This is a genomic window from 'Fragaria x ananassa' phyllody phytoplasma, assembly GCF_018274325.1.
In the GTDB taxonomy this organism is placed as follows: Bacteria; Bacillota_I; Bacilli_A; order Acholeplasmatales; family Acholeplasmataceae; genus Phytoplasma.
Window position 1 is genome coordinate 1 of sequence record NZ_JAGVRH010000001.1, and the last position, 23,673, is coordinate 23,673.

Annotated in this window: 21 protein-coding genes; 18 read left to right on the top strand and 3 right to left on the bottom strand. The window is 24.7% G+C overall.

What is annotated here, in order from left to right; translation table 11 throughout:
• Positions 1-428: 428 nt before the first annotated feature.
• From J8J04_RS00005 to J8J04_RS00025, 5 genes are all read left to right on the top strand, one after another.
• Positions 429-812 carry a hypothetical protein gene (locus tag J8J04_RS00005; RefSeq protein ID WP_225885784.1) on the top strand — a complete coding sequence of 128 codons (384 nt, stop codon included), beginning with the start codon at positions 429-431 and terminating at the stop codon, positions 810-812.
• A 34-nt stretch (positions 813-846) separates the two neighbouring features.
• Complete coding sequence (locus J8J04_RS00010; protein WP_225885785.1) at positions 847-1,563, top strand: DUF2963 domain-containing protein; 717 nt, start codon at positions 847-849, stop codon at positions 1,561-1,563.
• Positions 1,564-1,566: 3 nt separating this feature from the next.
• Entirely contained in the window at positions 1,567-1,824 is a 258-nt protein-coding gene (locus tag J8J04_RS00015) for a hypothetical protein (RefSeq protein WP_212330585.1), read from the top strand.
• A 170-nt stretch (positions 1,825-1,994) separates the two neighbouring features.
• The gene (locus tag J8J04_RS00020; RefSeq protein WP_212330587.1) at positions 1,995-2,306 is read left to right on the top strand and encodes a helix-turn-helix domain-containing protein; all 312 of its coding nucleotides are present in this window, start codon (positions 1,995-1,997) and stop codon (positions 2,304-2,306) included.
• A 183-nt stretch (positions 2,307-2,489) separates the two neighbouring features.
• On the top strand, positions 2,490-2,720 hold the full coding sequence (locus tag J8J04_RS00025; RefSeq protein ID WP_212330590.1) for a hypothetical protein: 231 nt from the start codon (positions 2,490-2,492) through the stop codon (positions 2,718-2,720).
• Positions 2,721-2,973: 253 nt separating this feature from the next.
• Here the strand turns inward: J8J04_RS00025 and J8J04_RS00030 are convergent, their stop codons facing one another.
• Positions 2,974-3,789, bottom strand: a complete 816-nt coding sequence (locus J8J04_RS00030; RefSeq protein WP_212330592.1) for a phosphatase PAP2 family protein — start codon at positions 3,787-3,789, stop codon at positions 2,974-2,976.
• Positions 3,790-4,389: 600 nt separating this feature from the next.
• Here J8J04_RS00030 and J8J04_RS00035 point away from each other — a divergent pair.
• The 8 genes from J8J04_RS00035 to J8J04_RS00070 all read left to right on the top strand — a co-directional run bounded on the left by J8J04_RS00035 (position 4,390) and on the right by J8J04_RS00070 (position 12,574).
• Positions 4,390-5,592: a glycosyltransferase gene (locus tag J8J04_RS00035; protein WP_212330594.1), complete on the top strand. Its 1,203-nt coding sequence runs from the start codon at positions 4,390-4,392 to the stop codon at positions 5,590-5,592.
• Between the two features lie 134 nt (positions 5,593-5,726).
• Entirely contained in the window at positions 5,727-6,005 is a 279-nt protein-coding gene (rpsF, locus tag J8J04_RS00040; RefSeq protein WP_212330596.1) for a 30S ribosomal protein S6, read from the top strand.
• 70 nt (positions 6,006-6,075) lie between these two features.
• The gene (locus tag J8J04_RS00045; protein WP_212330598.1) at positions 6,076-6,483 is read left to right on the top strand and encodes a single-stranded DNA-binding protein; all 408 of its coding nucleotides are present in this window, start codon (positions 6,076-6,078) and stop codon (positions 6,481-6,483) included.
• Positions 6,484-6,511: 28 nt separating this feature from the next.
• Positions 6,512-6,748, top strand: coding sequence for a 30S ribosomal protein S18 (rpsR, locus tag J8J04_RS00050; protein ID WP_212330600.1), 237 nt, complete (start codon positions 6,512-6,514; stop codon positions 6,746-6,748).
• A gap of 236 nt (positions 6,749-6,984) precedes the next feature.
• Entirely contained in the window at positions 6,985-9,516 is a 2,532-nt protein-coding gene (gene rplI, locus J8J04_RS00055; protein ID WP_212330602.1) for a 50S ribosomal protein L9, read from the top strand.
• Positions 9,517-10,860 (top strand): replicative DNA helicase, encoded by a 1,344-nt coding sequence (gene dnaB, locus J8J04_RS00060; RefSeq protein WP_212330605.1) that lies wholly within the window; start codon positions 9,517-9,519, stop codon positions 10,858-10,860.
• Positions 10,861-10,935: 75 nt separating this feature from the next.
• Positions 10,936-11,994, top strand: a complete 1,059-nt coding sequence (gene prfA / locus J8J04_RS00065) for a peptide chain release factor 1 (protein ID WP_212330608.1) — start codon at positions 10,936-10,938, stop codon at positions 11,992-11,994.
• On the top strand, positions 11,987-12,574 hold the full coding sequence (locus J8J04_RS00070; RefSeq protein ID WP_212330611.1) for an L-threonylcarbamoyladenylate synthase: 588 nt from the start codon (positions 11,987-11,989) through the stop codon (positions 12,572-12,574). Before prfA ends, J8J04_RS00070 begins: the two co-directional genes overlap by 8 nt.
• A gap of 18 nt (positions 12,575-12,592) precedes the next feature.
• Here J8J04_RS00070 and holA read toward each other — a convergent pair whose 3' ends face one another.
• Positions 12,593-13,567, bottom strand: a complete 975-nt coding sequence (gene holA, locus J8J04_RS00075) for a DNA polymerase III subunit delta (protein WP_212330614.1) — start codon at positions 13,565-13,567, stop codon at positions 12,593-12,595.
• A 330-nt stretch (positions 13,568-13,897) separates the two neighbouring features.
• Here holA and yihA point away from each other — a divergent pair, with 330 nt between their 5' ends.
• From yihA to J8J04_RS00100, 5 genes are all read left to right on the top strand, one after another.
• Positions 13,898-14,476, top strand: coding sequence for a ribosome biogenesis GTP-binding protein YihA/YsxC (yihA, locus tag J8J04_RS00080; RefSeq protein WP_212330617.1), 579 nt, complete (start codon positions 13,898-13,900; stop codon positions 14,474-14,476).
• A gap of 161 nt (positions 14,477-14,637) precedes the next feature.
• Positions 14,638-17,259: a valine--tRNA ligase gene (locus J8J04_RS00085; RefSeq protein ID WP_212330620.1), complete on the top strand. Its 2,622-nt coding sequence runs from the start codon at positions 14,638-14,640 to the stop codon at positions 17,257-17,259.
• Between the two features lie 77 nt (positions 17,260-17,336).
• Positions 17,337-17,873 (top strand): ECF-type riboflavin transporter substrate-binding protein, encoded by a 537-nt coding sequence (locus J8J04_RS00090; protein WP_212330623.1) that lies wholly within the window; start codon positions 17,337-17,339, stop codon positions 17,871-17,873.
• A 145-nt stretch (positions 17,874-18,018) separates the two neighbouring features.
• Positions 18,019-19,758, top strand: a complete 1,740-nt coding sequence (locus J8J04_RS00095; RefSeq protein WP_212330626.1) for a DUF3744 domain-containing protein — start codon at positions 18,019-18,021, stop codon at positions 19,756-19,758.
• Positions 19,759-19,761: 3 nt separating this feature from the next.
• Entirely contained in the window at positions 19,762-20,592 is an 831-nt protein-coding gene (locus J8J04_RS00100; protein WP_212330629.1) for an energy-coupling factor transporter transmembrane component T family protein, read from the top strand.
• Positions 20,593-20,626: 34 nt separating this feature from the next.
• On the opposite strand, the gene J8J04_RS00105 is transcribed toward J8J04_RS00100, so the two are convergent.
• Positions 20,627-23,578, bottom strand: a complete 2,952-nt coding sequence (locus J8J04_RS00105) for a S1 family peptidase (protein WP_212330632.1) — start codon at positions 23,576-23,578, stop codon at positions 20,627-20,629.
• Positions 23,579-23,673: the final 95 nt, after the last annotated feature.

Sequence of the window (23,673 nt, forward strand, 5' to 3'; positions counted from 1 at the left end):
CTAACTATAAATATAAACCAATTTAAGAAATAATATTTTAATTATTTATTTTTTTAGTAGTTAGTTAATTTTCTTAAATGTTTTTTTTAGATAATTACGTAAAAAAATTATTTTATTTAAATTTTAGTATTGACAAGAATCTAAATATAAGAGTATAATATAGATAATTGTATAAGTAATTAATAGACAATTTGTGTTTTGAGAAAAAATTATATTTTTTTCTTAAAAAGTGTTGTTCTTAACTAGTTCCATTTTCGTGGAGCTTATCATTTTTTTCTTAAATTGTTCTACAAAAAAAAAAAAAAATAGTTATATAAATCAAAGCCCAGGAAAAGCAAAAGATTTATATAACTACCATAGAAAAAATGCATATTAAATGCAAATATTCAATTTAAACATAGAATAATTTATTGTTAAAATAAATGACTATGCTATTATTATATCATTCATTAAAAAACACTTTCAACAATATAATTGACATTAAAGATGTTAATTTTAATTTAGACAATATTTTAAATAGTACAGATATACTTAGTAAATTTTTTATATCTTTATTTTATATTTTATGTTTTATCACTGTGTTAGTTTTTATAATTTTTCCTATTTTTAATATTATTAAAATAATAAAATTATCATTTAAAGGAATTATTAAATTAATTAAATTATTTATTAAACTTAAATTATCTGATAATCAATCAATTAAACCTAATGAATTTAATAAATACGATTTAATTAAATTACAAAGAAAGATATCTAAGTTAGAATATAAAAACTTAATTTACAAAAAAGAAATAATGTTATTAAACTGTTAAATAATCAAAATTATAATCAAAGAGGTAAGTAAAATTGGAAAATAATAATAAAAACAAATCAAAACGTATTATTTTTATCATTTGGGGTTTATTTATTACTGCAACTATTCTTTTTTTATTAATTATTCTTTTATTAGCTATTAATAAAAATCAAACTAAAATTGAAAACCCAAAACAACAAGAACAAGAAACTGTTGAAAATCAATCTAATATTCCATCTCCAGAGGAACAAGAAAAAACATATAATGCTATCATGGCCAAAGCTGATAAAGAAATTGATGTATTAACTACAACTAAAAATGTTATTTTTCAACCAGGTACTAAAATAATAAGAAAAATAGAATTCTTAAATTCCCAAGGTGATAAATTTAAAGAAATAATTTATCAAGATGATGGAAAAACAATTGAATATATTAACGAATATGATAAAGATACTGAAAATTTAATCAAATCCACTAGATATCAAGATGATGAAAAAACAATTGAATATATTAACGAATATGATAAAGATACTGAAAATTTAATTAAATTAACTTATTATCAAGATGATGGAAAAACTATTAAATACATTGAAGAATATGACAAACATACTGGCAAAATTATCAAAGCAACTGAATATTCGGTTGATGGAAAAATTTTAAACATTTTTGAATATTCTCCTACGAAAGAACTAAAAAAAACTTATGATAATATTCTTAATGAAAACAATAAAAAAAGTGATCGAATTGAAGGTGGTAGAAAAAAAGGTTAATATATGAAAATACCCAAAATTAATTTTTTTTTATTTTATAATTTATTTCTTATCACTTATATTTTTGTTATTAATTTTTATATTTTAAATCGGTTTCAAAAAGTTAATATCAAAATAGAAGAAATAAATAAAACAATGAAATTACAACATTATATCTTACAAAAAAAAATCGTGACATTAAATAAAACAGACGCTATACTTAAAGATAAACTAAAAGAGAAAGTTTCTAAAATACAAAAAACAAATTTAAATAATTATTAAAAAGTTAAATAAAAGTTTAAAAATAGGAGTAAAAATAGTTAAAAAAGAATGAAAAAAATAAATTAAAGAGGAGAAAATGGGATCAAAAATATTGAAGAAAATTGGTTTAATTTTAAAAATATCATTTATAATTAAAAACGGTTAAAAAATAAACAGGAATGAGTTTTTAATTGTTAAAGAAATTAAATTTTTACTCCCTAAAAATTAAACTTAAAGCCATTTTTATGAAAGAAAGCGGAAAATCTAACCAAGAAATTCAAAAAGAATTAAAAATTAAAAATCACAGTCAAATTTATACTTGGGTTGGGTTGTATGAAAAAGAAGGAGCGAGCCGATTAGAAAGAACAGTTGGTAGGAAGAAGAAAGTACATAAAACACCAAGTGAAGATGATTTAATTAAAACTACAATTAAAAAGAAACTTAGTAATGTATTTAGGAAAAACAGAAAATTATATTTAGATATTATTGACGAATATAAATAAGAGGTTTCAATTAATCAATTAACAAAATGGCTTAATATTTCTAAAAATAGTTATTATCGGTGGTTAGAACAAAGTATGCATCCTAGGCCACATAATGACTTGAAAAAAGCATTGTTTCAAATATGAAAACAAAAATCATATATTACAACTACGGTAATTAGAAAAAAACGTTTGGGATATCGGGTGTTTCATCAAGAATTAAAGGGGATTGGTTTTAAGATCAATGCTAAAACAGTGTTGAAATTAATGCATAAATTTGTTTTATTATCTGAAAGAATCAAACGAAAACCAAGATATTATTATGTTTTGGTTATTAAAAAAGAAAATAACTTAAAAAACCTTCTTCAAAATAATTATGAAGAAAAGCATTCATTAGAAAAATTATGTACTGATATTACTTATATTCCCTTTTGAATAAGTAACAAAAAATTATTTGTATTAGTTGTTCTAGAGCCAATTTATTAATGAAAAAAACCATTACTAAAGAAGAAATTGAAAAATTAGTTTAAATTATTAACATATATAAAACAAAAAAAATACTTACAAAAGTTTCTTGGTTTTGTTTTAATGAATTTAGTTATAAAAAAAGCCATCAAAAATAATGGTTTTATTGAAAATTTAATTTAAATCCAATATTTTTAGTATAAACAAATTTTAATTTATCGATTTAACGCTTTTTTAATTTATTTTTGATTTGTTGACTTTTTATTTGTTGACTTTTTATTTGTTTACTAACACATAAAACCACTATTTCTACTAAAATAATAGCAAATATTCCATCCATGATATAATGTTGTTTAATAACAAAAGTAGAAACAAAAACTAAAAGAGCTATAATTAATTGACTATAAATAATTTTTTTGGAAATATGTTTGTTATTACGGAACACAATATAACAAAACCAACTATTAGATACATGTAAACTAGGTAATAAATTATTACGATTAGAGTCGTGTTCATAAATTAATTTTAATAAATGATACAATAACTGTTTTAAATTACTATTTGTATCCTTTAGTTGCTGATAGTTCCATTGATAATTATCTGTTATTTGGACTGGAAAAATAAAAAATATGATTAAAGTAATTAATAAAACCACAAATAAAGAAATAAATATTTGATAGATTCTATCTTTATTTAAATGTTTATAAACTAAATAAGGAGTAAAGATTATCCACCAAAAACCAGCACCTAAATAAATTAGACTCATAATAATTAAAATAATAACAAGAAAAGAATGCTTGATGTCTGGGTTATTTAAAATATTTATTCCTAAATTTAATATCTTTTCGTTTGTTTTGTTATTATATATAGCTACTTTTTGGGGATTATTGTGAAGTATTTTAATGGTTGTCTCTGTGATTAAATAATATGATAATATATGAATAATTACAAAAGACGCACATAATATTAAATATAATAATATCTTTATTTTTTTAGTATTGGTTTTTGTTAATATTATTCTTGAAGATTTTTTTTTCATTTTTTTTCTCGTTTCAACAAGTTTTCTTTGTTTAATTTCTTAGAATAACAAAAATTAGAATAACAAAAATATAATTTTAAAATTATTAGAAAATTAAAAATAACTATTTTATTATCTTAAATTTATATTAAATATAATTTATACTTTTTAGTTTTAATATTTTAATTATTATAATACTATTTAACAGTATATCATTTTTTTATATTTTTATTTTAGATATTTAAGAATTATGAGAATTCATTTATTAATAAAAAAGTGTTAATAGTTATTGTTGTAATGCGATATTGTTTAATTGCAGTAAGAGAAAACATGGATTTAAAAAAATGTTAAGGGGATTAAGTAATTAATTATTTTATTCATTATAAACTTATCTATTTTGTTATAATATCTTTAGGATTAGACATCTTTTTATCTTTATAAAATATTTAAGATATCGTTATTATATGTGTTTTATTTTGGCCATTAATATTATTTATTTTTTTAATTTTTGATTAATTTTTTTTGTTAATAATTGCGTACTTGTATGACTATCTTGTTATCTTAAATTCTTCTTATAACATGGTTTGATTAGTTGTTATTTAAAATACGGAGGGTATTTTTTTGAAAATAGGAATTTTTACAGATGCTTATGATCCTTTAATTAGTGGGGTAGTTGTTTCAATTAAAACTTTAAAGAAATCTTTAGAAAATTTAGGGCATCAAGTTTATATTGTGACTACTAATTCTCCTCATGTCAAAAAAGAGGTTGATCCTTATGTGATTAGAATTAAAGGGATCCCTTTGCCTTTTAAAATTTTTAAAAATTATCGTTGGGTTTTAAAATATAAACATCATTTGCCTAAAATTAAAGCTTTAAATTTAGATGTTATTCATATTCATACAGAATTTGGATTAGGTTTATTTGGAATTTATACTAAGCAAAAGTTAAAATTACCTTTAGTTTATACTATGCATACGCTCTATGTTTCTTTTTTTGAAATTAATAATTCTTTTTTGATTAAAATGTTTCGTCAAACAATGTTAAATTATGCTAATAAAATTGTACGAAGATCTTTGGTAAATGCTAATGCCATTATTTTTCCTACTCAAAAAGTATTAGATTTTACTGTTAAATGTTTTCATATGGATGCTAATTATCATGCTTCTATTTCTTCTGTTGCTTCAATCATTCCTACAGGATTAAATTTAACTAATTTTTATAAAGATAATTTAGAACCAAATCACGTTAACGCTTTAAAAGATAAATTAAATTTGCAAGATTTCTTCGTTTGCCTTTATGTTGGCAGACTTTCGTCTGAGAAAGAAATTAATTATTTAATTGATGCTTTTGCGGCACTTAATCGTGCCAATTCTCAAACCAAATTTCTTATTATTGGCGATGGTCCTGAAAAGAAAAATTTAATCAAACAAGCTAAAAAATTAGGTATTAGTGATAAAGTTATTTTTTTAGGTTTCATTCCTTATGAGCAATTAGGAGTATATTATCAATTAGGAGATGTTTTTATCAACGCTTCTTTGTTTGAAACTCAAGGATTAACTTATATTGAGGCTTTAGCTGCTTCATTGCCTTTGATAGTACGTTATGATCAGGTTTTATCAGACATTATTAAAGATGGTCAAAATGGTTTTTTTTATTACCAAAAGAATGAATTAATTAATAAATTAACTCAATTATCTTACAATAAAGCGCAATGCCAAAGTTTATCTGCTAAAGCGTTAGAATCAATAAAACAATATAATCAAGAGGTTTTTGGTCAAAAAGTATTAAATGTTTATCAACAAGTGCTAAATGGTGATCAATAAAAAAAATAAATAAAAAAATATAAAAACTAAAAAATTTGTTATAATATTAATGTCTTATAAATAGGTACTAGATAGATGCTTATCCCTTGTCTTTATTATATTTAAAGACCGCACAGACCGCAAGGAGCAAAAAAATGAAAAAATATGAAATTATGTATATTTTACGTCCTAATTTAGAGAATAAGGAAGTTCAAAGAATTAACAATATTTTATTAAATGTTTTTGCTAAAAACCCTAATCAAGTTTTAGAACAAAAAGAAACAGTTTTAAAAGATTTAACTTATGCTATTCATAATCATAAAAAAGGTTATTATGGTTGGTTTACGGTCAAGGCAGATAATGAAGCTGTTTTAGAATTTAATCGTATTGTTAAAATTACTGAAGAAATTATTCGTTTTATCATTATCAAATAATAGTTAGTTGTTTTGATGTCATTATCTTTTTTCATCTTTTTAAAAAAACCAATCAAGGAGTGATTTTAATATGATTAACAAAGTTGTTTTGGTAGGTAGAATTACTAAAAATCCTGAATTAAAGTTTCATAATAGTGATATTAGTTATGTTAAATTTACTTTAGCAGTTAATAGAAACTTTGGTACTTCTGATGAAGAGAGAAAGACAGATTTTATTAATTGCATAGTTTGGCGTAAGCAAGCTGAAAATTTAAGTAGATATGTTTCCAAAGGAATTTTATTAGGAATTGAAGGTAGTATTAGAGTAGAAAAATGGGAAAAAGACGGTCGTACTAATTGGTCAACTGAAGTTAGTTGTAGCAATGTTCACTTTTTAGAACCTAAGAAAAGATTTGAAAATGAATATGATTCTCATGAAATATCATATCACGAAAACACACAACAAGATCAACCAATAGATGACGGTTCTCCTTTTTAACATTTAAGAAAGGAATAAAAATTTAAATATGAAACATATTAAAAAAAATACTTTCAAAAAACGTCGTAAAGTTTGTTATTTTACGGAAAATAATTTTACTAAAATTGATTTTAAAGACATAGAACTTTTACAACGATTTCTAACTGACCGCGGTAGAATTATGTCTCGAAGAATTACTAATACTTCGGCGAAATGGCAACGTCATTTAGCAATTGCTATTAAAAGAGCGCGTCATATGGCTTTGATCCCTTTTGTCCAACAATAAAAACAGGTATGATCCTGTTTTTTTTATTAATGTTGAATCTTTTTAACTTTTTACAAATTAACACTCATATTTTTAAATATTAATTTTTATAAAAAATTATGATTAATGAATTCCTTTTTTTTAATTATTACACCCATTCATTTTTGGTTATTATTTAAAAGATTTTATTCATTAACCAATTATCTTTTACAAATTATTAATTGTTTTCAAATAAACGAATGAAGGCGAGATTCTTTATGTTTCCTAAAAACAAACACAATATTAAATTTATTATAATTGGTTTAATTATTGTTTTATTTGTCATAGGTTTTGTTTATGATTATAAAAATATCAAAGAAATTTTTGATACTATTAAAAACTTAAATGCAACTCCAAAATCAACACAATATTTGGAACCTAAGGGACTTGATAAAAAAATTATCTTGTTTATTTTTAAGTTTTTTGGAAAAATTACTTTAGGTGCTTGTATTATTAGTGTTTTATTACATATTAAAAAACATCATCAAATTAAACATTTAAAATCTAAATTATCTTTATGGTCTAAATTATCTTTTCATGTGAGTCAAATTGGGGAAGAGGTTTTAAATGAATTGCCAATTGGAATTGTGTTAATCGATGTTAATAGTCAAGAAATTAATTGGCTTAATCCTTATGCTAATTCACTTTTAAAGCATCCTGAAATCAACACTCCTTTAAAGCAAATTAATGAAGCAATGGCGCTTTTAGTTAACAATGATGACACTAAAACTATTATTACTTTAGAAAAACAAAAATTTGAGTGTTTTTATAAAAAAGAATTAAGTGTTTTTTATTTGTTTGATGCAACTGAAAAAGAAAAAATTAAACAATTATTTTTAGAAAAAACCTTAGCTTTATCCATGATTGCTTTTGATAACTTAGAAGAATCTTTGATTCGTTATGATCTTTCGGATCAAAGCCAAATTCAAGGGGAATATTTAAGTGCTCTCTCTGATTTTATTGAACCTTATGAAGGTTATTTAAAGCAATTAGTTGATAATCGTTTTTTGTTGCTTTTAAATCGTCAAAATCTTGATAAAATGATGGAAAACAAATTTAGTATTTTAGATACTGTGCGAACTATTTCTCATAAATATCAATTAAAAGTTACTCTTTCCATGGGGGTTGCTTGCTGGAATTTATCTTATGATAAATTATCGATTTATAGTCAAAATGCGATTGAATTAGCACAAAAAAGAGGCGGTGATCAAGTAGTTGTTAATATTGAGAATGAAAAAATTAAATATTTTGGAGCCAAAATTGCTTCTTTAAGTAAACAATCCAAAGTTCGTGCTCGTGTTAATGCTCAAAATCTATTTGATATTATCAAAAATCATCCTCATTGTTTTATTATGGGTCATAATTACAGCGATCTTGATTCTTTAGGATCAATGATTGCTTTTTATAAAATAGCTTTAGCTCTTAAACCTGAAGCTAATCATTATATTGTGATTGATGAAGAAAAATTAGATAAAAGTTTAATCCCTGTTTATCAGTGTTTTCTTCAACAAGAAACAACACCTACCATTAACATCATTAACACTCAAAAAGCTTTAAAAATAATTAATTTCCAAGATTTAATGGTCATCGTTGATACCCAAACAAAAGATATGGTAAATAGTCCAGAATTACTTACTTTAACTAGTAACATTGTGATTATTGATCACCATCGTGCTACTGAAGAAATTATTCCATCTATTTTTTCTTATGTGGAATCTTCTGCTTCTTCAACAGTAGAATTGTTAGTTGAAATTATTGATTTCTTGGAACAAGAAGTGAAAATAACTTCCTTTGAAGCAAGCATCATGTATGCAGGTATTTTAATTGATACTAATACTTTTATCTATCGTACTAGTTCAAGAACTTTTGAAGTAGCTTCTAAATTAAAAGATTGGGGAGCTGATGCTATCGAAGTTAAAAGTTGGTTGCGTAAAAATTTTGCTAATGTTTTAGAAATTAACGAATTGATTTCTAAAATGGAAATTTTTATGGATCATTTTGCTATTATTTGCAGTAATAAAGTTTATGATAATCGTTCCTTTTTAGCACAAGTAGCTGAAAATGTTTTAAATATTAATGACATTGATGCTGCCTTTATGATAGCTAAAATATCTGAAAATAAAATAGCTATTAGTGCTCGTTCTTACAATCAAGTTAATGTGCAAACTATTATGGAACAAATGGAAGGTGGAGGACATCTTAATAGTGCTGCTACTCAAATTGAAGGGAATAATATTCAAACAATAGTTGACAATTTAAAACATTTTTTAAAATTAGAATATGAAAGAGGTGAAAAGAATATGGAAATTATTTTATTAGCCGATATTCCTAATAAAGGCAAAAAACATGATATTATTAAAGTTAATAATGGTTATGGTAATTTTTTAATTAAACATCAAAAAGCTCTTTTAGCTGATAAAAATAACTTATCTCAAATTCAAAAAAATAAACTTTTAGAAAAACAACAACAACAACAACATGAAATTTTAATGCATAAATTGAAACAAGAAATTGATGATAAAAAAATTACCCTACATATTCAATTAGGACCAAAAGGAAAAATTTATGGTAAAATTACTTTAAAACAAATAGCTGATCAATTTCATAAAATTTACAATATTTATATTGATCGTCAAAAAATCACCCTAGAAAATGAGATTGTTTCTACTGGTATTTATTCTGTTGATGTTATTTTAACAGATGAAATTAAAGCTACTTTCTTTTTAAATATCATTGAAAGAAAAAAATAAATGAATCAATATTATAAAAATATCCCTTTTAGTCCTGAGGCCGAACGTGCTTTATTAGGAGTATTGCTTTTAAATCCTGAAAAAATAGCTTTTGCTGTTGATATGATTAATGAAAATGTTTTTTATGATACTAAACATCAAGATATTTTTAAAGCAATGAAAAAATTATATCAAGAAGAACAAAAGATTGATTATGTGTCAGTAAGTAGCACTTTAGATAATGAAAAATTATTACAAAAAATTGGTGGCATTGATTATTTAATTGAATTAGTGGAAATGACCCCTTCAACACAATATTTAGATACTTATATTGAGTTAATTAAAGAAACAGCTCTTAAAAGAGAAATTATAGATACAGCTTCTTATTTAGCTAATAAAGGATATGAAGATATTGATGTTCAAACTTATTTAGATGAAGCAGAAGAAAAAATCTTTAATTTAACTCAAAGAAAAAAAACTAATGAGTTATTAGAACTAAAAAATTTATTACAAGAAATTAAAACTAAAAACATTCAAACTCAACAAAAAAAAAATTTAATAGGGTTTTCAACAGGTTTTGAAAATTTGAATAATATTACTTTAGGATTTAAACCAGAAGAATTTATTATTGTAGCAGCACGACCTTCGATGGGAAAAAGTACTTTTATGATTAATTTGGCTCTTAATATTGCCAACATCAAACATAATCAACAAAGCCCACACATTGCTATATTTAGTTTAGAAATGTCGAATGAACAATTAGCTATGAGAATGCTTAGTTCTGTTGCTAAAATTGAACATAAAAAAATTCAATTAAGCAGTGTTAATTCTAATGAAAAACGACTTTTAGAGATAGCTATTTATACTATGAATAAATTAAATATTTATTTTGATGATTCAGCAACAGTTAATATTTTAGATATTAAAGCTAAATGTCGTAAATTGAAAAGTCAAAATAAACTTGATGTTGTTATGATTGATTATTTACAATTAATCCGTAAAACTAAAAAAAATAATCGTCAAGAAGAAGTAGCTGAAATTTCACAAAACTTAAAACAAATGGCGCGTGAATTAAAAATTCCTGTGATTGCCTTATCTCAATTATCGCGAGATGTTGAAAAAAGAGAAGATAAAAGACCTATTTTAGCTGATTTAAGAGATTCAGGATCGATTGAACAAGATGCTGATATTGTGATGTTTTTATATCGAGAAGATTATTATCAAAAAGATAAAAAAACAAGTCCTGGTAAAACACAAATTATTGTGGCTAAAAATCGTCAAGGTGCTATCGGTATTCGTGAATTTAATCTTAACTTTGATTTTATGTTTTTTTCTGAAATAGAACCTTATATTAGTGAAAATTAATTTATCTTTTAATTTATCTTATCATTCCTATTTAAATTAAATAATGAAATTTTGAAAAAACAAAAAGAGGTACATATGCTTTCAAGATTAAAAATAATGTATCAAAAATATGAAGATTGGCAAAAACTTTTGCTGCAATCACAAAATATATCTGATAAAATTGAAATTTTAAAAAATTTAAGTAAAATAACTCCAACAGTAGAACTTTATCAAAAATATTTAGCTTTGGAAGAACAATTAGGTCAAATAGGCATTCTTTTGCAAACAAATCAAGATCAAGATTTATTATTATTAGCACAACAAGAAAAAAATGATCTTATGGAACAAAAAGAAAATATTTTATCACAATTGCGAATTTTGTTATTGCCTCAAGATCCTCATGATAAAAAAAATGTTATTTTAGAAATTAAAGGAGCTGTAGGAGGAAACGAAGCTAATCTTTTTGCAGCCGATTTATTAAGAACTTATATGAAATATGCTGAAAGCAAAAAATGGAAAGTCGAAATTCTTAATTTAAATCCTAGTATTAAAGGGGGTTTGTCTTCGGTAGAATTATTGATTTCAGGTCAAAATATTTATTCTTTTTTAAAGTATGAATCAGGAGTTCATCGGGTGCAACGGGTTCCTGCAACTGAAGTACAAGGTCGAATTCACACTTCTACTGCAATTGTTTTAGTCGTTCCTGAAGCAGAAGAATTAGCGGTTAAAGTAGATTGGGACGACATTAGAATAGACACTTTTAATTCTAGTGGTCCTGGTGGACAATCAGTAAATACTACTAAATCAGCAGTTAGACTGTCGCATATTCCTTCAGGAATTAGTGTTGCTTGTCAAGAAGGAAAAAGTCAACATGAAAATAAAGAAAAAGCTTTTACTTTGCTGAAAACAAGGATTTATAATCAAATGTTAACCACTAAACAAGAAGAGCAAAATCAACATCGTAAAAGTTTAGTAGGAACTGGCGAAAGAAGTGAAAAAATTAGAACTTATAATTATCCGCAAAATCGCGTGACAGATCATAGAATTGCATTAACTTTGAAAAACCTAGATATCGTTATGGAAGGGAAATTAGATTTTCTTATTGAACCTTTAATCAATACAATGCAAAAAGAAAAGTTGGATAATAATGAATAAAATTTCTCAGTTCCCCTATGCCAATAACAAACCCAATATTATTATTTTTCCAACAGATACAGTTTATGGAATGGGAACTTTATTATATGACAAAATTGGACTTGATCAAATTTATCAACTTAAAAAAAGACCTATTAATAAAGATATTTTAGTATTATGTGCTTCTTTAGAACAAGCTCAATCTTTGGTTGAATTTTCATCAGTAAGTTTACGATTGGCTGCTCGTTTTTGGCCGGGGTCTTTAACTTTGATTATGAAAACAACTCCTTCTTATTTTCAAAAAACTAAAGTAATGAGTTTAGGAGTAAGAGTTCCTAATCATCCTTTAGCTTTACAACTTTTAAAAAAATACGGCCCTTTAAAAACTACTTCTGTCAATGAAAGTAAACAACCACCTTTAAACGATTATCATCAAATATATCAAATTTATCAACAAAAAGTATCTTTTATTTATCCTAATAATTATCCTATGGCGCAAATATCTTCAACTATTGTAAAATTAACCAATGCTAAAAGCACTATTTTAAGAGAAGGAGCTCTTGACTCATCCATCATCAAACACATATTAAAGAAACTATAATTTCCATATATCCATATTTTATTCAAAAATGTTGTTTTGGCCTAATAAAAATAATTCCAAACCAGTATTAAGATGGATTAATCCTGATTTAACTTGTTCTTCTAATTTGATTAAATCTAATAAACAATTTTTTAAATGTGCCATATTCGTAATGGTTTTTATTTCTTTTAATAAAAAAAACACTTTATTAGTAGAACATTTTAATATTTGCGATATTGTTTCAGGATATCGCAAATTAGGAGCAATTTCTTTAATTAACAATAAATCTTTAATTTTATTGGTCATTTGATAAATTACTTGGAATGGATTAATTTTTTGTTTTTTTAATTTTTGATACATTTGATAAGCTTCTATTGTGTGACGATTGATAAAAAGATTAATTAGTTTAAAAACATGGGATTCTTTATGAAAAATAGTTAATTGATTGACTAATTGACAAGTTATGATTTTTTGATCAAATTGACATAATTTTAATTTCTTAATTTCTTGATCTAAAAAATAAAGATCATAATCGGTTTGTTGCAATAACATTTGAATACCTTGAACTTCAATTCGAAAACCATCTTGTTCAAAGATATTATTAACATAATTATAAAAATCTTTTTTTTCTAAAAAGGGAAGTGTTTCACAAAAACAATGTTTTTGAAATATTGTATAAGTTTCTGTATTATATTTTTTTTTTTCTGCTAAGAAATATAAAAAAATGTTTGGACGAGGTGTTTTCAAATAAGATATTAAATAAGCTATTTCTTCTCTTTTGGCTTGTAATAAAATTTCACTTTGCTTAATAATAATGATTTTATGAGAATCATTTTGAATGAAAGAAGTGGCTTCTATTTCTTGTTCTAAAACTCCTCCTTGAAAAATGTCTTGGGATTGATAACAAATAACATCTTTTAATTGTTTTTGATAATGGTTTATCAATGCTTTCATTTTGTTTTCAAGAAAAAACTTTTGTTGTCCTATGATTAAATATATGTATTTGTTTGACATGTCAAGATCTCACTTTTATTTTTTTGTTTTTTTCATTTTCAATTTGTTTAAGAATGCTACATTTTTTAAATTTATGATAATCCTGAGAATTTATAATTGATCTATTTAATATTCTATCAAAAAAATTATGTTTTATAAAAGAAGATTATTGCAAAAAATAAATTATTTCAAAAATGTAAAAAATTAATCACGAAGCATAATTTTGTTATAACGATATTTGCTAAATTAAATAAATTAAAGATTTTAACTGCTAGTTTGGGATTTTAATTACCCCCCCCTAAAATAAAATAACAATATGTTGTCAAGAATTGTAACAAAGGAAATATTAATATGATTAAAAATGCTATTTTTTTGCGCAGTATTACTAATTTTAAAGACGCCCCTTTAGAAAAATATCCTGAAATTATGTTAATGGGACGTAGTAATGTTGGTAAAAGTACTTTTATTAACGCTTTAACTCAAAGAAAAAAACTTGCTAAAACTTCTCGTACTCCAGGTAAAACAATCACTTTGAATTATTATATGATTAATCATAATTTTTATTTAATAGATACTCCTGGTTATGGTTATGCTCAAAAAAATAAAACAATTAAACAAGAATTATTGCCTATGATTATATCTTTTTTGAAAAACACTATTAATTTAAAAACTATTTTGCAATTAATTGATTTTAAAATAGGTCCTACTTGGCAAGATGATCAAATTCATCAAGCTTTGCTTCAAGCTGGATTTCAGGTAATTATTATCTTTGTAAAAAAAGATCAAATTAAAAAAAACTTACAACAACATCGTTTAAAAATATTAATAAATCATTTTAATCATATTCAATATTTTTTTTTGATTTCATCAACTAAATTAGAAGGATTTGAAGAATTAAAAGAATTTTTAGTACACTTAACGCAGCAATAATTTTGTCGTGCTAAATGTTATTTTTAAAGCAATTTGTTTTTGAGTTAGTGGTTTTTAAAATAATAAAAACTAGTCCAATTAATAGAGTCCAAGTAAAGCCATCTTGTTCCAAGATGCAAGAACAAGAACAAGTCATAAATTAACAAAAGGAAAAATTATTTATGAAAAATAAATATAATTTTAAAGAAGTGGAACACCAAAGATACCAAAATTGGTTACAAAAAGGGTATTTTATTACTAGTAATAACGTCAAAAAAACTTTTACTGTGGTCATTCCTCCTCCTAATATTACTGGTAAATTGCATTTAGGGCATGCTTGGAATAATACTATTCAAGATATTATTGTTCGTTTTAAAAAGATGCAAGGTTTTGATGTTCTTTTTTTACCAGGGATGGATCATGCAGGGATTGCTACTCAAAACAAGGTGAAAGAGCGATTAAAGGAAAAAGGACTTTTGACTTTATCTTTGGATAAAGATACTTTTTTAAAATATGCTTGGCAATGGAAAGATAAATATGCGGCTAATATTCGCAAACAGTGGCAAGCTTTAGGATTACATTTAGATTATAATTGGGAGCAATTTACTCTTGATGATAAATTAAGTCAAACAGTACAAAATGTTTTTATTACTTTGTATCAAAAAAAAATGATTTATCGTGGTTATAAAATTATTAATTGGGATCCTGAAACTAAAACAGCGTTATCTAATGTAGAAGTTAATTATCAAGAAACACAAGGGAAATTATATTATATTAAATATTATTTAGTCAGTCATTCTAAAAATGATAGTCCTTGTTTGAAAGAAAACAATCTTTTTTTAGAAATTGCTACCACTCGTCCTGAAACTATGTTTGCTGATCAAGCTTTGATGGTTCATCCTGATGATTTACGTTATCAAAATTTTATTGGGTGTCAAGTTATTATTCCTGGAACTAATATTTTAATTCCTGTTATCAGTGATTACCATGTTGATTCTAAGTTTGGAACAGGAGTGGTTAAAGTTACTCCAGGTCATAATCTTAATGATTTTGAAGTAGCGCAAAGACATAAATTAAAAGCTGTTTTATGTATGCATGAAGATGGGATAATGAATCAATTAGCCAATCAATATCAAGGTTTAAATCGTTTTGATTGTCGTAAAAAATTAATTCAAGATTTACAACAAAAACAAGTAATTACTAAAATTATCAATCATGTCCATCAATTAGGATATTCAAGTATTTCAGGAGCTGTGATTGAACCAAGACTTTCTTTACAGTGGTTTTTAAAAACCAAAGATATTGCTAAACAAACCTTAAAAGATAATAAAATTAATTTTTATCCTCAACGTTTTAATTATGTTTTTAATCGTTGGTTAGAAAATATTGAAGATTGGTGTATTTCGCGTCAATTATGGTGGGGTCATCAAATTCCTGCTTGGCATAAGGGGAAAGAAATTAAAGTGCAACTTCATTCTCCTGGTAAAGGTTGGACTTTAGATCATGATGTTTTAGATACATGGTTTTCATCTTCTTTATGGCCTTTTAACGTTTTAGAATGGCCTGATGAAACTTCTTTGGTTTTTCAAAAACGTTTTCCTGTTGATGTTTTAGTGACAGGATATGATATTTTAACGTTTTGGGTTTCTAAAATGGTATTTCAAAGCATCTTATTAACAGGGAAAGACCCTTTTAAAGATGTTTTGTTACATGGTTTAGTAAGAGATAGTCAAGGTCAAAAAATGTCTAAATCTAAAGGCAATGGTGTTGATCCTTTGGATGTGATTGATCAATATGGTACCGATGCTTTGCGTTGGTTTTTAACTACTAATGTTGCTCCTGGATATGATTTGCTTTATGATGAAATTAAAGTTAAAGCCGCTTGGAATTTTATTAATAAATTGTGGAATATTTGTCGTTTTATTAAATTAAATATTAAGACAACTACAATTGATGTGAAATTTGATATTAAACAATTATCTTTGCCTCAAAAAGTTCTTTTGCATCAATTGCATGAAATAACACAAGCAATTACTAAATTATATCAAAAATATGAATTAAAAGAAATTGGAAAACTTTTATATCATTTTATTTGGGAAGATTTTGCTAATTGGTATTTAATTTTTGCCAAACATGATTTAAATGAACATAATTCCACTAATAACCAAAATACTTCTAATTTTTTAGTTTTCCTTATTAAAAATATTTTACAATTGTTACATCCTTTTATTCCTTTTGTAACCGATGCTCTTTATTCTTTTTTTGATACTATTACTAACATTACCCAAACTTTATTATCACCCATGTCATATCATAATCTTCAAGCTTTAAGTGCTTTCGAAGATATAAAGCAATTAGTTGTTAAAATGAGAAATTTTAGAAATGAATATAATATTGAAAATGATATTTTTTTAAATGTTACCTTAGAAACAACAAGCGAGCTTCAACAAGATTTGGCCCCTTTAACTAAACCTTTACAAACTTTATTACACGCTAATAGTCTTACTATTGCTCAAAAAGTAGCAGATTTTAATAAAATACTTTTATTTTTAGAAAAAAAAATTAATCTTTATATTGATCAAGCAGTATTTCAACATTTTAATCAAATTAAAGTACAAAATAATTTTTTAAAACAAAAAAAGATGCTTTTAGAAGAACTTGCTAGAAGTGAAAAAATTTTAAATAATCCTTTGTTTTTGAGCAAAGCTTCTCCTCAAAAAATTGCAATCGAAAAAAAGAAATATCATACTTATCGTATGCAATATGATAAATTATTAGCAAGTCACAATGGTAAACATTCATAACCTTAATTCCTTTGTGATCTTGCTCTTTAGGCGCACGCATTGTTATTTGAAATTTATAGAAAAGAAAAAAAATATATATGAAACAAGATAATGCTATTAAAAAAACCGTTACTATTGCCATTAATGCTGCTATTTTTGTTATTTTAAGTTGTTTGGCTTCAATTCCTATTGCTCCTAATGTTGATATTGAAACAGCTTCTCCTTTTTTGGCTTTCGTTTCTGTATTATTTGGACCTTTTGTGGGTTTTTATGTAGGAATTATTGGACACACTATTAAAGATTTTATTGTTTTTGGTAATGTGTTTTGGAATTGGATTATTTGTTCTGGTGTCATTGGTTTTCTTTATGGTTTGTTACAAAAAATCATTAATCTTAAATATAAACCTTTGAACAAAAAAAAAATAGTAGGATTTTGGTTTTATCAAGTTTTGGTAAATTTTTCAGTTTGGGGTTTTCTTGCTCCTATATCTGATTTATGGATTTATCATCAACCTTGGCAATTAGTTTTTTTTCAAGGTTTTTTAATAGTTATCATTAATATTATTGCCTGTAGTTTTATAGGGATTCCTTTGATGCTGTGTTACAATCACCACCACACTCATATTACTTTGTAAACTTCTTGCAATCCAATAACCATATAGTTTCTTACACACGCATTGTTATTTGAAGTTTATAGAAAAGAAAAAAAATATATGAAACAATATAATGCTATTAAAAAAACCGTTACTATTACCACTCCCATTACTAAAAGAGGATTTTATGAAAAAACCATTAATTATTTTTAAAGATTTTAGTTTCAGATATTATAATCAAAAAAAAAATACTTTAAAAAACCTTAATATTATAATTTATCAAGGGGAAAAAACTTTGATTATTGGTAAAAATGGCAGTGGTAAATCAACCTTTCTTAAATGTATTAATGGGTTAATTCCTCATAGTTATCCTGGTCAAATGACAGGTAGTGTGATGATTAAAGGTAGATCTTTGATTCAAACTAGTATTTTTGATTTATCTTCTGATGTAGGAACTATTATGCAAGATACTGATAATCAATTTGTAGGATTAACAGTGGCAGAAGATATGGCTTTTGCTTTAGAAAATGACTGTGTTACTGTTTCTCAAATGCAGCAACAAGTAAATCAATGGTCAGAAAAATTAAATTTAAAATATGTTTTAGATAAAAAGCCTCAAGATTTATCAGAAGGCACCAAACAATTAGTGGCTATGGCTGGAGTTTTGATTTATAATCCTGCCATTTTATTGTTTGATGAAGCTTTATCGAATCTTGATTCTTGGATGCAAAAAAAAATAACTACTTTAATTAAGCAAATTCATGATCAAAATCAAAATACTATTTTGGTGGTAGAACATTGCTTAGAACATGTGTTAGATGATTCTTTTGACCGTGTTATAGTTTTTAATGATGGTCAAATTATTGCTGACATGTCAAGTGATCAAATTATTCAATCTAAAATTTTATTGCAACAAGGTGTTCAAGAACCAACTTATCTTAATCTTTTAAGGTATACTGAGATTAATTTAACCAAAATTAATAATTTGCTAAATTTGGAAAAAATGCAAGTGGCTGATTTGGCACAAGAATTTATGATTTTTCTTGACAAGATAACAAGATCTGTTCCAATATCACAACCTTCAACTCCTTATAGTTTAGAACCTTTGTTACAACTTGTAAATATTTCATACGAAAATGAACAAGCACAAGCAAAGGAAAAATCAAATATTTTAAATGATATTTCTTTAACTTTACATGCAGGTGAAATGATTAGTATTCTTGGAGAAAATGGCTGTGGTAAAAGTATTTTGGCAAAAATTATGGCAGGTCTTTTAATCCCTTCAAAAGGAGAAATTAAATGGCAGGGTGAACATTTATGCAAAATACCGTGGTATCAAAAAGTTACTAAAATTGGTTTTGTCTCTCAAAATCCCTATCATATGATTTCACAAAAAACTGTTTTTGAAGAGGTAGCTTTAGGTTTGCTTGCCCAAAAATTGACACATCAAGAAATTCAAAAGCGAGTTCAATTTGTTTTAAATATTTGTGATTTAACCTCTTTATCTAATTCTTTGATCAATTCTCTTAGTTTTGGACAAAAAAAAAGACTAACTATTTCTGCTATTTTGGCGTTGCAGCCGCAAATTATTATTTTAGATGAACCAACAATGGGTCAAGATTTTTACCATTATACCAAATTAATGTTATTTTTAGAAAAACTAAATCAAACAGGAACTACTATTGTCATTATTACAAATGATCTTTCATTGGCGTTAACATATACTCACAAAACATGGCTTTTATCTGAAGGAACCATTATGGCAAATAACACTCCTATATCTATTTTAAATAATAATGTTTTAATGAAAAAAGCAGGCATAAAACCTATGACTATGACAACTTTTTTGCAAAAATTATCGATAAGTATTGGTGATAAAATGAGTTTGTTTCAAAAAATAACTACTTTAAATAAGGAGATTGGTTAACTAATGTATCAAAATCGTATTTTAGAATATCGTTGTCAAAATAATTTTATTTATCAAATCCAAGGAGCTACTAAATTATTTTTTGTTATTTTAATATCGATTGCTTCTATGTTTGTTTATCATATTTGGTTTTTGTTAGGAATTGCTATTTTATCTTTGTTTTTGTTGTTTTGTTCGCAAATTAAGTGGTATCAAATAGCAAAAATAGTTAAGGGAATTGTATTTTTTTTGTGTCTTAACAATTTGATGATTTTATTGTTTTTTCATAAATATGGGGCTATAGTGTATCACGATTCTGCTCCTCCTCTTTTTTGGTTTATTACTCGCGCTCAATTGTTTTATCATCTTAATTTATTTTTAAAATATTGTTGTATTATTCCTTTATTTTTGGTATTTGTTTTAACCACTAATCCTAGTGAATTAGCTGCTAGTCTAAATCAATGGGGTATTAATTATAAAACTAGTTATGCTTTGGCTTTAACAATTCGCTATATTCCTGGAATTCAAAAAGATTATCAAAATATGAATTTAATGCAACAAGCGCGTGGTTTAAAAAGAATTTCTAAGAAGAATTTTATTATTAAAATAATTAATAAGATTCAAAAAATCACATTTACTATTATTTCTTTAATTTTTTGGAATTTAGAAAAAATAGATATTATTACTAATGCTATGCAATTAAGACGTTTTGGACAAAATCCAAAAAGAACTTGGTATTATTACAAAAAATTTAGTTTTTTAGATTTATGCACTCTTTTTTTAGGATTTATATTATTATTATTAAGTATTTATTTATTATATCGTTTTAAGAGATTTTATTACCCTTTTAAATAAAAACACCCTTCTATTAAAAAGAAGGGTGTTTTTTTTAATTATAAAGTGATAATTGTTGTTGTAAACAGCGATATTTATTTTCTTGGTTATTAAAATAAGCAATGATTAGAAAAATAGCAAAAGATAATAAAGACAAAATAATAAAAATATAAACTTTAACGAAATTAATCTGTAATAATTTATTAAAAGTGATATTTAATTTAGGAAAAATAATAAAAGGAAATTCGGGAATAGAATAATTAATAATATCTTGCTTAGAACAAATATTTACTAAATCTCCTTGGGAATCAAAAAGAAACCAATTGTTATAATAAGAATTTGTAGAAGATGCTTCTTCTTGCAAACATCCTGTTAAAAAAGTAGTATCTACCATAATTTCTTGGCTGTGATGATAAATGTCATTAGCTAAATGACTATGAAAAATATGTGGGGCTAAAGCTTTTTTAGAAATATCATTGCAATCACTAATTAAATAAATAGTTTCTCCTAATATAGGATTATTTTGTGCTAGATTAGTAACCAAATATTCTTTATCAGATGTAAAATTTATGTAAACAAAAGGATTAAATAAAATTGCTATATTTTGATATTGTCCTTCTTCATCTTGCAAACCATAAGGTGTTTGAATAGTGATTTTGACTTTATTGTTAAAAGTATTATAGATAACATCTGTTATTTGATTATTATTTTGTTTGAAAATAACTGTATATAAAAAATTAGGAGTTTCGTTATCTAATTGTTTTTTGTTAATGATTATACCTAAATTAGGATCTTTTTGGTTATCAATGTTTTGACACAAAACTACAGTTTGTAACATTTCTTTTTTAATAAATTCTTCTTGATCTTGGTGTTTTTCTCTTGGGTCTTTTTCGTTTTCTTCTTGAGTAATTAAAGCTATTTTCGCTTCTAAATTTGTTTTTTCTTTGGTTAAAAACGATTCATAAGAAAGTTCTTTAGTTTCAAATGTTAAAAATATTTTTTCAATATCTTGTGGATATATAGAAATTGTTTCTTGATAAGTTGGCTTTGTTTCTTCTTGATTGTGAAATAATTGAAAGGTTAAAAGGAATGTTTCTGATTGAGGATCCTCTTCAACGGTGAATTCTAATTTATGATATGTTTTGAAATCACAATTGACAATTTGTAACGATTCGGAACCATGTAAATTAATTGTTAAAATTTGGTTAATTCTATTGGAAGATTCAAAAATAATTTTATGTTCGTGTTGATCTTGTAAATATTTAAATAAATCTTTTAAAATAATTTGTGTTTTTGCAGGAGATAACTCTTGTAATTGTTTAATTTTTTGTGGAATATTTTCAGATAATTTAAATTTCGTTTCTTCTTTCTTGTTTTGTTTTAATTTTAACAAATGATAAAATAACTGTTTCACGTGATTAATGTTAATTGATTGTGAAATTCGTAAATATTTATAATAACTTTTGTTAATTCCTATTAGTTTCCCTGATGCATTAAAAAGAGGGCCACCGCTATTTCCAGCATCTAAAGTGATATCTAAATTAATTTCTTTTTCGTTTAAATAAGAAATAATACCTTGTTTAAATAAATTTTTTTTATATTGTATTTGAACTTTTTGTTTGTTTTGAAAATACAAATCTAAGAAAGTAAATGGTTGTATTTGTGTTTGTAAACCCTTTTGGCAACCTAATGCATAAATAGTTTCTCCTTGTTCAATATTAATTTCTTGTTTTAGATTTTGTTCATCAAAATCAACATGTTTTTTTATATTTTCGTTGATTATTTTAACTTCTTTCCCTTCATTTAGGGTAAAAGTGATAATAGCTATATCATCATATTCACGCTTATTTCCAATAAAAGCATATAATTCAGCTGGTGTTTCTCCTATAATTTCGTTTTCGACATAAATTGATTTTGATTTATTTGGATGATTCTGTGCGTTGTAAAAACTTTCAATTACATGGCGATTAGTTAAAGCGTAATATTTTATTTTTTTTTGATTTAGTATTTTTTCTTGTTTAACAATTATACCAGTTCCCAAATTATATCCTGTATTAATAAACAAAGTAATGGTATTTAATTCAGGAATTAAGGTTTCGATGTGTGATGATTTTTGTTGGTTTTGTGTTTCCACCTGTGGTGTTTTTTTGGTAATAATTTCATTGTTAAAGGAGGTTGGCAAAATAACTTTTAAATATTTAATCCCTTTTTCATTTTTATTTTTAGCATTGGTTAAAAATCCTAATAAATTGCCATTTTCAGTGAAAAAAACAGTTTGTGGATTAGTGGAATCATTACGACTGGAAATAGGTATTTGCACATTTGTTGATATATTTTGATTTGTTAAATTAATATTTTCACTAATAAAACTTTCTTGAAAAGCTATTATTCCTGAAGGACTGATAACAAAAGAATATAGCATTTGTCCTTGATAGTATTTTTGATTACCTTTTTGGCTATCTAAAGCAATTATAGGATACTTGTTTTTAGATGAAAAACTAATAATTTCAAAATCTTTGGATAATTTGTTTAATCCTTGTGGCAGATCTTTACTTGTTTCTTTTTGTCCTATTTCGTAAGTATTGTTGACTTGGATTTGAATTTTATTTTTTGGTATTTCTTCATTTTTAGGGGTAATTATCCAATATTTATTATTATCAGTCAATATTATGATTCCTAATGTTTGGTTTTGACTTAATGTTTTAATTTGACATAATTTATTTTTATTTTGACGGATTTGATTTGATTTTATGTTTTCTTTTTCTTGTAAATCGCTTTTTAATTTATTTTTTAATATTTCTAATTGTTTACTTTTGATATTTATTTCTTTGGTTATTTGTTTTCTATCGTTTTTATTTAGTGATTGCCATTGATTATTAGCAGGCATTAAATTATTTTTATAATAGATATTTTTAGGATATATGATTAATTGAATTAATCCTATACCAAAAACAATGGATATACCAAAAAAAATTATAAATTTTTTATAATAATTAACTTTTTTCAATTTTATTTATACTCGCTTATTTATTTTTATATAGTTTTTTATATAGTTTTGATTCAGATTAAGATCAATTTGATTTGTTATCAAATATTTATTTA

Excerpts from the sequence above, each read along its gene's own strand:
- J8J04_RS00005 (WP_225885784.1), top strand. The coding sequence starts at position 429 with ATGCTATTATTATATCATTCATTAAAAAACACTTTCAACAATATAATT.
- J8J04_RS00015 (WP_212330585.1), top strand. The coding sequence starts at position 1,567 with ATGAAAATACCCAAAATTAATTTTTTTTTATTTTATAATTTATTTCTT.
- J8J04_RS00030 (WP_212330592.1), bottom strand. The coding sequence starts at position 3,789 with ATGAAAAAAAAATCTTCAAGAATAATATTAACAAAAACCAATACTAAA.
- rpsF (WP_212330596.1), top strand. The coding sequence starts at position 5,727 with ATGAAAAAATATGAAATTATGTATATTTTACGTCCTAATTTAGAGAAT.
- J8J04_RS00045 (WP_212330598.1), top strand. The coding sequence starts at position 6,076 with ATGATTAACAAAGTTGTTTTGGTAGGTAGAATTACTAAAAATCCTGAA.
- rpsR (WP_212330600.1), top strand. The coding sequence starts at position 6,512 with ATGAAACATATTAAAAAAAATACTTTCAAAAAACGTCGTAAAGTTTGT.
- rplI (WP_212330602.1), top strand. The coding sequence starts at position 6,985 with ATGTTTCCTAAAAACAAACACAATATTAAATTTATTATAATTGGTTTA.
- dnaB (WP_212330605.1), top strand. The coding sequence starts at position 9,517 with ATGAATCAATATTATAAAAATATCCCTTTTAGTCCTGAGGCCGAACGT.
- prfA (WP_212330608.1), top strand. The coding sequence starts at position 10,936 with ATGCTTTCAAGATTAAAAATAATGTATCAAAAATATGAAGATTGGCAA.
- J8J04_RS00070 (WP_212330611.1), top strand. The coding sequence starts at position 11,987 with ATGAATAAAATTTCTCAGTTCCCCTATGCCAATAACAAACCCAATATT.
- holA (WP_212330614.1), bottom strand. The coding sequence starts at position 13,567 with ATGTCAAACAAATACATATATTTAATCATAGGACAACAAAAGTTTTTT.
- yihA (WP_212330617.1), top strand. The coding sequence starts at position 13,898 with ATGATTAAAAATGCTATTTTTTTGCGCAGTATTACTAATTTTAAAGAC.
- J8J04_RS00085 (WP_212330620.1), top strand. The coding sequence starts at position 14,638 with ATGAAAAATAAATATAATTTTAAAGAAGTGGAACACCAAAGATACCAA.
- J8J04_RS00090 (WP_212330623.1), top strand. The coding sequence starts at position 17,337 with ATGAAACAAGATAATGCTATTAAAAAAACCGTTACTATTGCCATTAAT.
- J8J04_RS00095 (WP_212330626.1), top strand. The coding sequence starts at position 18,019 with ATGAAAAAACCATTAATTATTTTTAAAGATTTTAGTTTCAGATATTAT.
- J8J04_RS00100 (WP_212330629.1), top strand. The coding sequence starts at position 19,762 with ATGTATCAAAATCGTATTTTAGAATATCGTTGTCAAAATAATTTTATT.